Source organism: Vibrio albus (assembly GCF_003144035.1).
Lineage (GTDB): Bacteria > Pseudomonadota > Gammaproteobacteria > Enterobacterales > Vibrionaceae > Vibrio > Vibrio albus.
Map to the genome: position 1 here is coordinate 32123 of NZ_QFWT01000002.1, position 14989 is coordinate 47111.

A 14989-nucleotide genomic window follows, 5' to 3' on the forward strand; every position below is an offset into this window, starting at 1 on the left:
TTCATCCCAGAAAGGAAGATTGCAGCCGTCTCTACACCAAAAATGCCTCTCTTCGCCATTGCAGTGTCAGGATCACCCCAAGACTCAGGCCACGCATAGCCATAAAGCTCAGCATCGCCGCCCATAACGCATGGTTCTGTAGCGGATAGAACAGGTAAAAAACGACAAAAAAGGTACAGGCCGCCACAAACATGGTGTTGCGCATCTCCCGCCCTTTCGTGGCACCGATAAAGATACCGTCCAGCAGAAAGCACCACATTGACGTTAACGGCATGGCTACCAGCCAGGGCAAGTAGCGTTCAGCCGTGCTCTGAACCTGAGGAATATCCGTGATCAAACGGATTAGAGCCTCTCCGTAATAGCCAAATACCAGGGTAAGGCCAAGACAGATCATCAGGCTCCAGAAAAAGCTGCCGGTTATCGCGGCTTTTAACTGTGATTCACTATTCGCACCAATCGCTTTACCGACCATGGCTTCCATCGCGTAAGCGAAGCCATCCATTCCATAGGAAATTACCATCAGAAAACTCATTAAAACGGCGTTTGCAGCGACGGTCTGATCACCAAAAGCCGCCCCCTGAAAGGTCATAAAGCTGAAAGCGGCCTGCAGGCAAAGTGAACGCAAAAATATATCCCTGTTCAGCTTAACAAATCGTCCTAACCCATCCGTACTTACGCTCAACTGAGAACGGAGCGAAGGCAGGTTATGCCGCTTCCAATACCGCCACACGCATAACAACCCAAACCCCATACCGGAATAATCAGCGATCACTGACGCCAGCGCCGCTCCTTCGACTTTCCAGCCTAAGCCAATCACAAACAGAACATCCAGAGCAATATTGGCACTGTTGGTAATAATCACCATCCACATTGGCGCTCTGGCATTCTGGGTACCGAGCAGCCAGCCCAGAATGACATAGTTCATCAGCGCAGCCGGTGCGCTCCATGCCCGGATAACAAAGTATTGCTGCCCGTACAGTTTCACCTGTTCGCTGGCATCACTGAGCGTAAAGATATGATGGGCCATAACACGATGAACCAGCAGAAAGAGGGCTGCAAAGCCCAGCGCCATCAACGTTCCCTGTAGAAATACCCGTGCCAACTGTAAAGGCTGTTTTGCCCCAAGCGCTTGTGCGGTCAGGCCTGTCGTCGACATACGCAAAAAGCCAAGTAACCAGAAAGCTACACTGATCATCGTACTGCCCAAAGCAACGCCACCCAAATACCAGGAATGGTCCAGATGACCGATAACCGCCGCATCCACCAGTCCAAGCAGCGGAATGGTAATGTTGGACAGAACCATCGGAATCGCAAGCCATAACACCTGACGGTGCATGGTGCGATTTGAAAGTGTCTGAATAATGAATTGCACAGCTTTGCCCTTTAAATATGAAGGGCAAAGTGTATCTGAGTTAGTGACGTACAGCCAGCTATGGGTGAGTGATCCTGACTTTCACATCGCCCGCTAACTCGCTGTTCAGCAGATCTTCAACATGCCCCGGAGCTGACGTTCCTGCCGACAGCAAACGGTACATGGCCGGAATAACAAACAGGGTAACCAGAGTGGCAAAAGCCATACCGAAGAAAATGACCGTACCAACCGCAATCCGGCTTTCATACCCGGCACCTGTTGATGTGATAAGAGGGATCGAACCGGCTAATGTGGTAAACGCCGTCATCAGAATAGGACGCAGACGCCGCGCTGAAGCATCAATAATCGCTTTTTCAAACACCACGCCTTTGTTCCGGAGCTGGTTGGCAAACTCGACAATCAGGATGCCGTTTTTCGTCACCATACCAATCAGCATGATCATGCCTATCTGACTGTAAACATTCAGCCCCTGCTGCATTAGGTACAGCCCCATAAAGCCACCAAATACCCCCATAGGAACGGTAAACATGACCACCAACGGGTTAATAAAGCTTTCAAACTGGGCGGCCAGTACCAGATACGCCACCAACAAAGCCAGTCCGAAGACCACCGCAACACTGGACTGATTCTCTTTAAAGTCTTTCGATTCGCCCGAATAACTGACCGAAATGTCCGGCGGTAATTTCTCTATCGCTATCTGGTCCAGAAAATCCAGCGCTTCACCCAGCGTATGGCCACTACTCAGATTCGCAGAAACCGTTATCGATTTCTGTTTATTGTTATGGGCAAGACGGTGAGCCGTAGCCACCTCTTCAATACTGGTAACAGAATCCAGAGTGACCAGTTCCCCGGATCGGGTACGCATATAAATCTGACTGAGATCCGCGGCACTATTAAAGCTGTTTTCATCGCCACGCAGATACACATCATATTCTTCGCCCCGTTCCACAAACGTGGTCACACTTTTCCCGCCCAGCATCACTTCCAGTGTATCGGAAATGTCCGCGACGCTTATCCCCAGTTGAGCGGCTCTTGCTTTATCAATTGCGACCATAAGTTCCGGTGTCTTTTCAGAGTAGTTGGTATCAGCCCCTTCCATCACCGGGCTGTTTTCCGCCTCCTGTTTAACCAGTTCGGCCCACTGCTGTAGTTCGGTATAATCAGAGCCGCCCAGCACGAACTGAACCGGCTCACTGGATCCGCCACGGAATCCCGGCATTCTTGGAAAAATACGCACGTCAGGAATACCCGATAACGCATTTCTGACAACGCCCAGCGCCTGTTGAGCTGTCACGGTACGCTCGCTCCAGTCTTCGAGGATCATAATCACAAAGCCAGTCTGATCACCGGCCATTCCTCCAAATGCCGGAGACTGAATGCTGAACGATTTCAACATCCCTTTCCCCAGCAAAGGCATCAGCCGCGCTTCTACCTGATCCATGTTCGCCGCCATCCGGTTATAACTGGTGCCATCCGCACCACGCACAAAGGCGAATAACACGCCACGGTCTTCTTTCGGCGTCAACTGACTGGGAACCAGTTGCATCATGCCATAGCTACCACCAATACACGCCAGGATAACGAAAGGCGCAACAACACGAGCTCCAATAGCCTTACTCAGAGCAAAGCGATAACGGTTTTCCAGTTTTACGAACATGCGCTCCAGAAAGCGGTTAAACCGACTCTGCCGGGCTTTTTCTTTTAGAAGCTTACTTCCTAAAACCGGGGTCAGCGTCAGAGCGATAAGAGACGAAAAGATCACGGCCATGGCAAGCAACACCGAAAACTCGGTAAACAAAAGCCCGACCATGCCCTCCATAAACGAAATAGGCAGAAACACCATCACCAGAACCAGTGTTGTCGCAATCACCGCAAACCCTACTTCCCGGGTACCTTTATAAGCCGCCAACAGCGGTTTCTCTCCCTGTTCAATATGATGAAAAATATTTTCCACCACCACAATGGCGTCATCCACCACCAGACCGATAGAAAGGATCAGAGCCATCAGAGTGATCAGGTTAATAGAAAATCCAAAGAAATAGGCGGCAATAAACGCAGAAATCAGAGACACGGGAACCGTCACCGCCGGGATTAACGTCGCCCGGGCCTGACCGATAAACACATACAACACCAGTATCACTAATCCGCCGGTAATAAACAGCGTGTTATAAACCTCGCCAATTGAGCGGTCGATAAACGTCGTGGCATCATAATCGATCGCCAGGCGGGTCCCTTCCGGCAAAAATTTCTGCACTCTGGCAACTTCTTCACGAACCCGCAGGGCAACATCAAGAGGGTTGGCATCCGACTGAGCAACAACCCCCATACTGACATTGACTACACCGTCACTTTTAAAGGTCGAGGCTTCATTTTCAGCACCGAGAAAAACATCCGCCACATCTTTCAGGTAAACCAGCGAACCATCACCCGCTTTCTTTACGACCAAATACTGAAAATCCTGATCCGACTGATATGATCTTGCCGTTCGAACTGACATCACTGTTGTATCATTCCGAACTTCGCCCCCCGGACTTTCCAGGTTTTCGGCTCTCAGTGCCGCAGAAATGTCTGAACTCGTAATGCCTCGCCCCGCCATCAGTACAGGTTTCAGGCGTACATACATCACCTTATACAAGCCACCGGAAACGTCTACCGAACTGACACCCGTTAGCAGGCTAAACCTGTCTACCAGTACCCGCTCTATATAATCCGTTAGTTGGGTACGGTCCATCACCGCAGAGCTCAGGTTAATATATAAGGACGCTTCACCACTGCCGTTGTTTTTGTATACCGTTGGCTCATCTGCCTCATCCGGCAGACTGCGTCTGGCTCGCGCGACCGCATCCCTCACATCACTGACACCGGAATCCAGATCATAACCAAGATAAAAAGTGACCCTGATCCGCGAGCGACCATTGCGGGAGGTCGAGGTAATGTCATCAATTCCGCTGATACCGGAAAGCTGATCTTCAATCACTGATGTGATTTGACTTTCAATGATACTGGCTGAGGCTCCCTCATAGCGGGTGGAAATAGAGACGACCGGGCTTTCAATATCCGGCATTTCCCTGACCGCCAGTTTGCTGAACGACACGATGCCGAAGACGCAAAGCAGCATACTCAACACAATGGCCGCGACTGGCCGCTTTACCGATACATCAGATAACCACATCACTCTGCTCCCTGAGTCGTGTCGGAGCGTTGATGTTGTGCAGCAGGTTCACTCTCAGTTACCCGGACACCATCACGCATATTCACCGTTCCCTGCACAACGATGCGGTCACCGATATTCACCCCTTTTTCAATCACAACGTTATTACCGATCCTCGAGCCAAGATATACCTGAGTTCGTTTCGCTTTGTCGTGTTCATCCACCACATACACAAACCGTTTAGTACCGGAATATTCAAGAGCCTGAGCCGGGATAATAGGCGCACTCAGCGGTGGAAAACCCACCGTCGCCTGAAGCATCATGCCCGGTTTTAACCGCACATCAGGATTGGGAAATTCAACCCGTACCCGCAGATTCAGCGTTTCACTGTTCACCCGGGAGTCAATACTCACCAAAGCGCCTTGAAAGGTCATGTCCTGCCACGCACTACTGGTGGCTGATACCTGCATGCCTTTGGCTAACATAGAGAGGTAACGTTCAGGCACATTCAGATCCAGTTGCATGATGGACAGATTATCCAGCGTCATCAGGCTTTCTCCGGAACTGACCATTTTTCCCAGACTGAAATCAATCAGACCGATGGTGCCCGAAAAAGGTGCCCGGATATTTAAATCCTTCAGATTAGCTTGCTGAGCCTGAAGCCGGGCCCTCGCAATATCCACACTGGTCTGCTGTGCATCCACTTCCGTACTGGTAATCGCCCCGCGCTTGGCCAGACGGCTATATTCTTTCAGTTTTCTCTGTTCATCGTTAAGGTAAGCCTGCGCCTCAGCCAGTGCCGCCGTCACTTTATCACTTTCCAGCTGCAGCAGAAGTTCACCCGCTTTCACTTTCTGATTTTCAGACACCAGAATCGATTCGACTTTACCGGACACTTCAGAAGAGATGATAACGGACTCTCTCGATGCCAGCTTCCCGATCAGAGAAAGAGACTGAGAAATGGTATGCTGATCGACAGTTTGAGTGACCACAGTAATGCCCGGACTGGCTGACTTTTGTTTGCCCATTCCCGAACCGTTACCAGCAGCCAAAACTGAGGCTGAGACAGCCGCTATTACTATGGATAAAAGAATCGTTATGTTTATAATTTTCATAGATGATACTGATTAGAAGTTATTGTTTTAGTTTATATCGCACTCTGGAGCGTGTAACGTTAAGAAAACTGAATACAGATAAAAATAGCAGCCAGAGATGACACTTATTCACGCTGTCATTTCTACATAATCGAACAGTTTCTGCCATCTTTGCCCAAAAAGACAGCATTTGATTCAAAATCATAAGAAATCTCTTTACAGCAAAACGCAGTTTGCTATTATGCGCTCCGCACTTAGCGACAGTGTTGGGAAATCTGTTGTTCAGTATACTACTTGGTAGTATGAAATACCCTGGAGGGGTTCCCGAGTGGCCAAAGGGAGCAGACTGTAAATCTGCCGGCTCCGCCTTCGATGGTTCGAATCCGTCCCCCTCCACCATTTTCGCTTCACTTTTCCTTGTGAAAAACGAAGCACACTTGATTGCTTGTGTTGGGAAAACGGCAGTTAAGGATACTCTTTATAGTATCAACACCCCTGGAGGGGTTCCCGAGTGGCCAAAGGGAGCAGACTGTAAATCTGCCGGCTCCGCCTTCGATGGTTCGAATCCGTCCCCCTCCACCATATTTGCTTTCGTCTTTTCCTTGGGAAAATACAAAGCACACTTGATTGCTTGTGTTGGGAAAACAGCAATTAAGGATACGCTTTATAGTATCAACACCCCTGGAGGGGTTCCCGAGTGGCCAAAGGGAGCAGACTGTAAATCTGCCGGCTCCGCCTTCGATGGTTCGAATCCGTCCCCCTCCACCATTTTCGCTTCACTTTTCCTTGTGAAAAACGAAGCACACTTGATTGCCTGTGTTGGGAAAACAGCAGTTAAGGATACGCTTTATAGTATCAACACCCCTGGAGGGGTTCCCGAGTGGCCAAAGGGAGCAGACTGTAAATCTGCCGGCTCCGCCTTCGATGGTTCGAATCCGTCCCCCTCCACCATTTTCTCTCTCTTCTTATCAAAACAATCTCCATTAATTCCGCCGCATTTACACTTTGCTATATCGCTTTTGTCCTGCAATATAAGTCGCGACCACATTGCGATCGTCACCCAGCATCATTAATGCAAATAGCTTTTCTTTAATAGTCTGCAACGGTTGCTGTCGCCTGGCTTGCAATGCCGATGCATTCCAGTCCAGAACCACAAAGTCTGCGTATTTTCCCGCTGAGAAATTGCCAGTCTCACTATCCAGATCCAGCGCACTGGCACCGCCCAGTGTGGCCATATAAAAACTGTCTAACGGTGAGAATGAGTAACCTGACAGCCGGGACACCTTGTAAGCATCACTCATATTTTTCAAAGCGGAAAAGCTGGTCCCGGCCCCGATATCACTTCCCAGAGCAACAGGCACCCCATTTTCTCTGGCTTTATTCAGCTCAAATAACCCACTTCCCAGAAATAAGTTTGCTGAAGGGCAGAAAACCGCAGCGGAATTGGTCTCCTGCATAATAGTCCATTCGGCGTCATTCAGGTGGATACTATGTGCGAAAAGACTATGGTGCCCTGTCAGACCGAACTCGTGGTAAACCCCCATATAACTCGAATGATCAGGAAAAAGCCTTCTCACCCATTCAACCTCCGCCTCATTCTCTGAAAGGTGAGTCTGGATATAGATATCCGGATATTCCTCCTTCAATTTCAAAGCCATTTCCAACTGGTGAGGGCTTGAAGTCGGGGCAAATCTGGGTGTCACGGCATAACGAAGACGTCCTGTGTGATGCCATTTTTCTATTAACTCCCGGCTGTCTTTATAACCACTGTCCGCTGAGTCTAATAAGCCTTCCGGGGCATTACGGTCCATCAAGACCTTACCGCTGATGATACTCATGTTATTGACTAACGCCTGTTCAAACAGGACTTCTGCTGAGATTTTATGTACGGTAGGAAAAACCGCCGCACAAGTTGTCCCGTTTCTCAGTAGTTCCCCCAGGAAAAACTGCGCAGCTTGAACTGCGTATGCCCGGTCTGAAAATTTGAGTTCAGCCGGGTAGGTGTATTTCTGCAGCCAGATCAGCAGCTGTTCACCGTATGAAGCGATAATCTCGGTCTGAGGATAATGCAGGTGGGCATCCACAAAGCCGGGCAAAAGCAGTTTTCCGCTGTAATCCTGAATGACTTTGTACTTGTTCTTATCTTCTTTCTGAAAGGGTCTTACTTCGCGTACCTTTCCCTGTTCAGTAATCAGCAGACCGTCATTGATAAACTGGTAACTGTCCTCCTCCCTTTTCACCAGAGCCGGATTGGAAAGAAAGTGAAATATCGTTCCGCGAAATACCTGCATAAAGAGACCTCTTTTCCTCTAAGTATAGGAAAAAAGATAAAAAAACGCGGCTTCACCGTTAACCGGAAAAGCCGCGCTCTATATAAATATCAGCAATTAACAGCCGTTAATCAACCAGCAGACAAGAGACTGAGTGTTTATCACCGCCTTTAATCTGAGGTTTATGCTGGGCACAAATCTCTTTTGCCATCGGGCAACGGGTGCGGAACACACAGCCTGATGGTGGGTTGATCGGTGACGGCAGATCCCCTTCCAGCATCTGAATCGTTTTATTGCGCTCAATTTCCGGATCCGGAATGGGCACAGCAGACATCAGCGCCCGGGTATAAGGGTGCTTAGGATTCGCAAACAGTTCATCGGATTCACCCAGCTCCACGGCATTACCCAGATACATCACCAGTACGCGGTCTGAGATATGTTTCACCACTGACAGGTCATGAGCGATAAATACCAAACTCAATCCCAGTTCTTTCTGAAGCTCTTTCAACAGGTTAACCACCTGAGCCTGAATGGATACGTCCAGAGCCGAAACCGGTTCGTCACAGATGATCATCTTCGGTTTCAGGATCAGAGCGCGGGCAATACCAATACGCTGACACTGACCACCCGAGAATTCATGCGGATAACGGTTGATCACGTTTGGCAGCAGACCAACCCGCATCATCATCTCTTTCACCCGGTCTTTTACTTCGGCTTTAGACAGCTTCGGATAAAAAGTTTCCAGAGGCTCTGCGATAATATCCCCGATGGTCATACGCGGGTTCAGTGACGCCAGCGGATCCTGGAAAATCATCTGGATTTCTTTACGGGTCTCACGGCGTTGTACGTCTTTCATTTTGGTCAGATCCTGGCCCATCCAGACTACATCACCATCGGTGGCTTCTACCAGACCGATAATGGCGCGCGCAAAGGTGGATTTACCACAACCAGACTCACCGACCACACCCAGTGTTTCCCCTTCGTACAGGTGTACATTTACCCCGTCAACCGCTTTCAGTGTCGCAGGTTTTGACCAAGGCCAGGCGGATTTGGATGCAATGCTGAAGTGAACTTTCAGGTCTTTAACATCCAGAATTAGCTTCTTATCGGCACTCATTTGTTCCAGCTCTCCCAGTCAGAAAAACATGCACGCTGACGGTTGCCAGCAAACGGCTTCAGTGTCGGTGCTTCACGCATACAGCGATCTGAAACCCGGTGACATCGCTCCTGATAAGGACAACCCGGAGGCAGACGCAGCAGATTTGGCGGATTACCCGGAATTGTCGGCAGGACATCCCCTTCCGTATCCAGACGAGGGATCGCTTTCAGCAGACCTTCTGAATAGGGATGACTCGGGTTATAGAAAATATCGTTTACGTTACCGTACTCCATGGTGCGGCCGGCGTACATTACCAGTACCTTGTCACAGGAACCAGCAACCACCCCCAGGTCGTGGGTGATCATAATGATCGCCGTGTTGAACTCTTTCTTCAGTTCATTCAGCAGATCCATGATCTGCGCCTGAACCGTTACGTCCAGAGCCGTGGTCGGTTCATCGGCAATCAGCAGTTTAGGACGACACAGCAGCGCCATCGCTATCATCACCCGCTGACGCATACCACCGGAGAACTCATGCGGATACATGGTAATACGTTTACGCGCTTCCGGGATTTTCACTGCCTCCAGCATGCGTACCGATTCTTCAAACGCTTCAGCCTTGCTCATACCTTTATGTAGCATCAGAACTTCCATCAGCTGATCGCTGACTTTCAGGTACGGGTTCAGAGAGGTCATCGGATCCTGGAAAATCATGGCAATCTGCTCAGCACGAACTTTGTTCAGTTCTTTTTCCGGCAGGTTCAGGATCTCACGGCCTTCAAATTTAGCACTACCCTTGATAATGCCGTTCTTAGCCAGCAGGCCCATAATGGAGAATACCGTCTGGGATTTACCCGATCCGGATTCGCCCACAATCCCCAGAGTCTCGCCCTGGTTCAGAGAAAAATTCAAATCATTAACTGCGGTGACGATACCGTCCTGAGTAGTAAACTCGACACGCAGATCTTTGACATCTAATAAACTCATCATTCTTTCCAATGTAATAGTCTTGGTTACACAGTATGTAATTAATGAATTACTGCGTTATCGGTCCTTCGGATCCAGCGCATCACGCAGACCGTCACCCACATAGTTAAAGCAGAACAGGGTCACCACCATAAACAGTGCCGGGAAGGCTAATTGCCAGATAGCGAGCTCCATTGTCTGAGCTCCTTCCTGAAGCAGTGCGCCCCAACTGGTCATTGGCTCCTGAACCCCCAGGCCCAGGAAAGATAAGAATGATTCCGTCAGAATCATGCTAGGAATAAGCAGGGTCGAATACACGGCCACAATACCCAGTACGTTCGGCACGATATGGCGGGTAATGATTTTCCAGCGACTGACACCACATACATGGGCTGCTTCAATAAATTCTTTGCTGCGCAGACTGAGAGTCTGACCACGCACAATACGCGCCATGTCCAGCCAGGCAATCGCCCCGATGGCCACAAAGATAAGGATAATGTTCCGGCCAAAAAACGTCACCAATACAATAACCAGAAACATAAAGGGTACTGCATACAGGATTTCCAGCAGACGCATCATAACACGGTCGGTTCTGCCACCAATAAAGCCGGATGTTGCACCATACAAGGTGCCAATAATCACCGCCACCAGCGCGCCAAGAACCCCCACCATAAGAGAAATGCGTCCGCCAATCAGAGTACGTACATACAGATCACGGCCTAATGCATCGGTACCAAACAGATGCTCCGCTGATGGTGCGGCGTGCAGAGCGTACCAGTCAGTATCGTCATAATGGTACTGAGCCAGCATTGGCAGGAAGATCACGGCTAACACCATGACAAACAGGATTGCCAGGCTCACCATCGCCGCTTTGTTACGCATAAAGCGGATACGGGCATCCTGCCAGAGGCTGCGGCCGGCTATTTCCAGGTTCTCTGAGAACTTTTCAACCGCTTCAAGATTGTTTTTTTTCGTTAACATAACCACCGTTCCCAATTAATAACGAATTTTTGGATCGATATAAGCCAGTAAAATATCAACGATGGCGTTGAACAGAATGAAGAGGAAACCAATCAGAATGGTCACTCCCATTACCAGCGAATAGTCACGGTTAAAGGCGGCGTTAACAAACAGCTTGCCGATACCCGGCAGGCCGAAAATCGTTTCAACAACCACAGAACCGGTGATGATACCGACGAATGCCGGTCCCATGTAGGACACAACGGGCAGCATAGCCGGCTTGAGTGCATGTTTGAAAATGATGTAGCCGAAGCTTAGCCCTTTCGCCCGCGCAGTGCGGATGAAGTTGCTGTTAAGAGTTTCAATCATGCTGCCCCGGGTAATCCGGGCAAAAGTGGCGACATACAGCAGAGACATGGCGATAACCGGCAGGAACATATATTTGAATGAACCATCCATCCACCCCCCGGCTTCAAACCAGCCAAGATTAATAGCAAACAGATAGATCAAAACTGGTGCCAACACGAACGAGGGCAAGACTACCCCGAGCATCGAGGTGGACATGATGGCATAGTCTACCCAGGTATTCTGTTTCAGGGCTGCGATGGTACCTATGCCCACCCCAAGAATAACGGTAAAGATAAAGGCTGCGATCCCGACTTTTGCAGACACAGGCAGAGCCCCGGCAATCAGCTCGTTGACACTGAAATCTTTATATTTAAACGAAGGGCCAAAGTCGCCGTGGACAACATTGGTCAAATAAGTGGTGTACTGTTCAAACACCGGCTTATCCAAACCATATTTTGCGTTAATGTTTGCCATCACTTCCGGCGGCAACGGGCGTTCGCTGGAAAACGGGTTACCCGGGGCGAAACGCATCAGAAAGAAAGAGATTGTGATCAGTACCAACATGGTTGGTATGGCCTCAAATACCCTTTTTGCAATGAATTTAAGCATAACAACTTCTTATTCAGTCTGTGACATAGTTGCTCATCATAGCGCTACGATATTGAGTTCATTTGTGAGTGTTTTCAACTGTGAATCACACAAAATATTCACAAATAGACTTATTACTGCACCAGCTATTCAGAGGGTCTATACAAAAAATAGACGCTAAAAGACACTGCATGTGTTTCCACATGCAGTGTCAAACTCATTATTATTTATGAATTATTATTCCGCTTTGATATAAAGATCTTTAGAAAAGACTTTTTCTTCGGCGTTATTTGACGGGAAGCCACCAACGCGAGGATTCAGCAGACGAGACTTAACATACTGGTAAATCGGTGCAATCGGCATATCACGAGCCAGCAGTTTTTCTGCTTCCGCATACAGCTTAGTGCGTTCCTCTTCACTGGTTGATTCCAGTGCTTTTTGCATAACGGCATCGTACTCATCACTGTAGTATTTAGGATCGTTAGAGCTGTTGTTAGACTGCATCAGTGACAGGAAGCTGGAGGCTTCATTGTAGTCACCACACCAGCCAGCTCGGGTTACGTCAAAGTTACCCTGACGGCGGGTGTCCAGATAGGTTTTCCATTCCTGGTTTTCCAGTACCGCTTCTGCGCCCAGAGTTTTCTTCCACATAGAGGCAATCGCAACAGCCAGTTTTTTGTGGTTTTCATTCGTATTGTACAGAAGAGTAAATTTCAGCGGATTAGTGTCATTAAAGCCCGCTTCTTCCAGCAGACGTTTCGCTTCTGAATTACGCTCTTCCTGTGTCATCTTACCGTATGCCGGCATTTCCGGCTCAAAATTAGCGGTAATTTCCGGTGTCAGGAAGTAGGCTGGCTTCTGACCCTGGCCCAGCAGCGCTTTAGTAATCACATCACGGTCAATAGCGTAAGACAGAGCCTTACGTACGCGGACATCATCAAATGGTGCTCGCTTGTTGTTGAAACCGTAGTAGTAAGAACACAGGTTACCTACGATTGACAACGATTCAGGGTGCTCTTTCTGTAAACGTTTGAAGTGTTCATTTGGCAACTCAAAAGTAAAATCAATCTCACCTGACAGGAAGCGGTTCATTTCAGAAACCTGATTTTCAATAGGCAGGTAGGTCACTTTGGTCAGTTTAGTATTGGCTTTATCCCAGTAATAAGGGTTTTGCTTCAGCTCAATACGCTCATTCACCACCCAGTTATCTAAAACAAATGCACCATTGCCAACAAAATGCTCAGGTTTAGTCCACGTATCACCGTATTTTTCAACCACGGTTTTATTCACTGGCTTCATTGTTGTGTGACCGGCCATCTTCACAAAGTAAGGAACCGCTGATTCCAGCTTCACTTCCAGTGTATAGTCATCCAGCGCTTTTACACCCAGTGTTTCTTTGTCTTTTTTACCGGCAATGATATCCGCTGCATTTTCCATGGTCGTCATTTCAAAATACCAGGAATAAGGGGAAGCCGTGTTTGGATCAACCGCTCGCTTAAAGCTGTATTCGAAATCATGGGCGGTTACCGGGTCGCCATTAGACCACTTAGCGTCTTTGCGCAGATGGAAGGTGAAAGTGCGGTTGTCTTCGGTTTCCCAGCTTTCCGCTACACCCGGGATGGTATTGCCATCGGCATCCTGATTGACCAGGCCTTCCAGAAGATCACGAATGACGTGTGATTCAGGTACACCTTCTGTTTTATGTGGGTCAACGGACGCGATCTCTGACCCGTTACCCCGAACCAGTTCCTGAACGGCTGCGTACTTGATTTCACCACTCTCAGCGGTTGCCTGAGTTTCCTCTTTCTTTGGTGCCGGCGTTGTTTTTGCCTGTTTTGGCTCATCACCACACCCTGAAAGAGCAAGAGAAAGCCCGGCGCTCAGAAGAAGCGCCCGGGTAATATTATTCTTGTACATATTGATTAAACTCCAGATTTTGTAATGTGCATCCATGACTGCATAACTGTTTTTATCTTTAATTCAGGGCAATCGAACCTGAATATGACAGACCGTCCGAACGGCTCGGACTGAAGGTCATCACGACAATTTAGTGCGCAAAAAGACTAAATCACCTTTTCCTCATATAGAGGATCGCGAACAAGTTACCAACCATTAGCATGATTTACCATAAAAACATCGTAACAAAGATATTATTTTTTGGTCCATATCAAAAATGCGATATTAAACACCACAAAACCCGCAATATTATTGATATTGCACAAAGAAGAAAAGCATTAAATGATGAGACATAAATCACATATAGGCATGTAATGTAATGCAAGCACAAGAAAAAACATTAACCCGATCAAGGTATTAAAATAAAAACAGTATAAAAATCAGCCAAGAAAAACAAAAAAACCAACCGTAATGGCTGGTTCAGAAATAGGCTTTCAACGTCATATTGAGCCGGATTTTTTTGTTAACTTCTGTTAACGGGATAACCACCTGTCAGTTGCCTGATGATCCGACTGTTTAGATTCAACCCAACGGGTGCTCTCTGTCGTTATCTCTTTTTTCCAGAACGGTGCGTTAGTTTTAAGAAAATCCATAATGAATTCACAGGCAGAAAATGAATCACTGCGGTGAGCACTGGTCACACCGACAAATACAATCTGTTCCCCTGCCTGTATCTCACCAATCCGGTGAATCACTCTGACATCACACAAAGACCAACGTTCTGCGGCCTGCTTACAAATGTCCCCCAGGACTTTCTCTGTCATACCGGGGTAGTGCTCTAATGATAAACTGACAATATCATCGCCGAGATTCATATCCCGCACTTTACCAACAAAAGTGACTACGGCACCCGCTTCACTGCCGGTCGCCAGTTGCTCATACTCCTTCCCGACAGAAAAATCCTCGCGGGAAACCTGAACACGGTAGCCCATACTTAACCTCCGGTTACCGGTGGGAAAAAGGCCACCTCATCACCATCAGATAATGCATGCTGAGGCGCAACAAGGGTCTGATTAACCGCTGCCAGTAACTTCCCATCTTCCATTGCAAGAGACCACTTGTCGCCCCTTTCACTCAGGTTTGCCCTCAATGCTTCGACATCCGCATAGTTGGCTTCCAGCTCAAGACTATCCGTTCCGACCAGCTCTCTGGTCTGAGCAAAAAACAGAACTTTAATCATATCATT

At 48.4% G+C, this 14989-nt stretch carries 11 protein-coding genes and 4 tRNA genes; 4 read left to right on the forward strand and 11 right to left on the reverse strand.

What is annotated here, in order from left to right; all coding sequences use genetic code 11:
* Nucleotides 1–31 precede the first annotated feature (31 nt).
* The 3 genes from dinF to DI392_RS03780 form a co-directional block, all read right to left on the reverse strand.
* Entirely contained in the window at nucleotides 32–1336 is a 1305-nt protein-coding gene (gene dinF / locus DI392_RS03770) for an MATE family efflux transporter DinF (protein ID WP_109319015.1), read from the reverse strand.
* A 94-nt stretch (nucleotides 1337–1430) separates the two neighbouring features.
* Nucleotides 1431–4544, reverse strand: a complete 3114-nt coding sequence (gene vexH / locus DI392_RS03775; protein WP_109318584.1) for a vibriobactin export RND transporter permease subunit VexH — start codon at nucleotides 4542–4544, stop codon at nucleotides 1431–1433.
* Complete coding sequence (locus DI392_RS03780; protein WP_109318585.1) at nucleotides 4544–5638, reverse strand: efflux RND transporter periplasmic adaptor subunit; 1095 nt, start codon at nucleotides 5636–5638, stop codon at nucleotides 4544–4546. Before DI392_RS03780 ends, vexH begins: the two co-directional genes overlap by 1 nt.
* Before the next feature lie 293 nt (nucleotides 5639–5931).
* On the opposite strand from DI392_RS03780, the gene DI392_RS03785 reads away from it, so the two are divergent.
* From DI392_RS03785 to DI392_RS03800, 4 genes are all read left to right on the forward strand, one after another.
* Nucleotides 5932–6016: transfer RNA gene (locus tag DI392_RS03785), tRNA-Tyr, on the forward strand.
* A gap of 98 nt (nucleotides 6017–6114) precedes the next feature.
* Nucleotides 6115–6199: transfer RNA gene (locus DI392_RS03790), tRNA-Tyr, on the forward strand.
* Between the two features lie 101 nt (nucleotides 6200–6300).
* Nucleotides 6301–6385, forward strand: a tRNA-Tyr gene (locus DI392_RS03795).
* A 98-nt stretch (nucleotides 6386–6483) separates the two neighbouring features.
* Nucleotides 6484–6568: transfer RNA gene (locus DI392_RS03800), tRNA-Tyr, on the forward strand.
* 47 nt (nucleotides 6569–6615) lie between these two features.
* On the opposite strand, the gene guaD is transcribed toward DI392_RS03800, so the two are convergent.
* The 8 genes from guaD to moaD form a co-directional block, all read right to left on the reverse strand.
* Nucleotides 6616–7908 (reverse strand): guanine deaminase, encoded by a 1293-nt coding sequence (gene guaD, locus DI392_RS03805; RefSeq protein WP_109318586.1) that lies wholly within the window; start codon nucleotides 7906–7908, stop codon nucleotides 6616–6618.
* Nucleotides 7909–8014: 106 nt separating this feature from the next.
* On the reverse strand, nucleotides 8015–9004 hold the full coding sequence (gene oppF / locus DI392_RS03810; RefSeq protein WP_281259816.1) for a murein tripeptide/oligopeptide ABC transporter ATP binding protein OppF: 990 nt from the start codon (nucleotides 9002–9004) through the stop codon (nucleotides 8015–8017).
* Nucleotides 9001–9972 (reverse strand): ABC transporter ATP-binding protein, encoded by a 972-nt coding sequence (gene oppD, locus DI392_RS03815; RefSeq protein WP_245883941.1) that lies wholly within the window; start codon nucleotides 9970–9972, stop codon nucleotides 9001–9003. Before oppD ends, oppF begins: the two co-directional genes overlap by 4 nt.
* Before the next feature lie 57 nt (nucleotides 9973–10029).
* Entirely contained in the window at nucleotides 10030–10932 is a 903-nt protein-coding gene (oppC, locus tag DI392_RS03820; protein ID WP_109318589.1) for an oligopeptide ABC transporter permease OppC, read from the reverse strand.
* A gap of 15 nt (nucleotides 10933–10947) precedes the next feature.
* A complete protein-coding gene (gene oppB / locus DI392_RS03825; RefSeq protein WP_109318590.1) occupies nucleotides 10948–11868 on the reverse strand; it encodes an oligopeptide ABC transporter permease OppB in 921 nt (306 codons plus the stop codon).
* A 216-nt stretch (nucleotides 11869–12084) separates the two neighbouring features.
* The gene (locus tag DI392_RS03830) at nucleotides 12085–13764 is read right to left on the reverse strand and encodes an ABC transporter substrate-binding protein (protein ID WP_109318591.1); all 1680 of its coding nucleotides are present in this window, start codon (nucleotides 13762–13764) and stop codon (nucleotides 12085–12087) included.
* A gap of 512 nt (nucleotides 13765–14276) precedes the next feature.
* Nucleotides 14277–14735 (reverse strand): molybdopterin synthase catalytic subunit MoaE, encoded by a 459-nt coding sequence (moaE, locus tag DI392_RS03835; protein WP_109318592.1) that lies wholly within the window; start codon nucleotides 14733–14735, stop codon nucleotides 14277–14279.
* 2 nt (nucleotides 14736–14737) lie between these two features.
* On the reverse strand, nucleotides 14738–14983 hold the full coding sequence (gene moaD, locus DI392_RS03840) for a molybdopterin synthase sulfur carrier subunit (RefSeq protein ID WP_109318593.1): 246 nt from the start codon (nucleotides 14981–14983) through the stop codon (nucleotides 14738–14740).
* Between the last annotated feature and the right edge of the window lie 6 nt (nucleotides 14984–14989).

Excerpts from the sequence above, each read along its gene's own strand:
- dinF (WP_109319015.1), bottom strand. The coding sequence starts at position 1,336 with ATGCACCGTCAGGTGTTATGGCTTGCGATTCCGATGGTTCTGTCCAAC.
- vexH (WP_109318584.1), bottom strand. The coding sequence starts at position 4,544 with ATGTGGTTATCTGATGTATCGGTAAAGCGGCCAGTCGCGGCCATTGTG.
- DI392_RS03780 (WP_109318585.1), bottom strand. The coding sequence starts at position 5,638 with ATGAAAATTATAAACATAACGATTCTTTTATCCATAGTAATAGCGGCT.
- guaD (WP_109318586.1), bottom strand. The coding sequence starts at position 7,908 with ATGCAGGTATTTCGCGGAACGATATTTCACTTTCTTTCCAATCCGGCT.
- oppF (WP_281259816.1), bottom strand. The coding sequence starts at position 9,004 with ATGAGTGCCGATAAGAAGCTAATTCTGGATGTTAAAGACCTGAAAGTT.
- oppD (WP_245883941.1), bottom strand. The coding sequence starts at position 9,972 with ATGAGTTTATTAGATGTCAAAGATCTGCGTGTCGAGTTTACTACTCAG.
- oppC (WP_109318589.1), bottom strand. The coding sequence starts at position 10,932 with ATGTTAACGAAAAAAAACAATCTTGAAGCGGTTGAAAAGTTCTCAGAG.
- oppB (WP_109318590.1), bottom strand. The coding sequence starts at position 11,868 with ATGCTTAAATTCATTGCAAAAAGGGTATTTGAGGCCATACCAACCATG.
- DI392_RS03830 (WP_109318591.1), bottom strand. The coding sequence starts at position 13,764 with ATGTACAAGAATAATATTACCCGGGCGCTTCTTCTGAGCGCCGGGCTT.
- moaE (WP_109318592.1), bottom strand. The coding sequence starts at position 14,735 with ATGGGCTACCGTGTTCAGGTTTCCCGCGAGGATTTTTCTGTCGGGAAG.
- moaD (WP_109318593.1), bottom strand. The coding sequence starts at position 14,983 with ATGATTAAAGTTCTGTTTTTTGCTCAGACCAGAGAGCTGGTCGGAACG.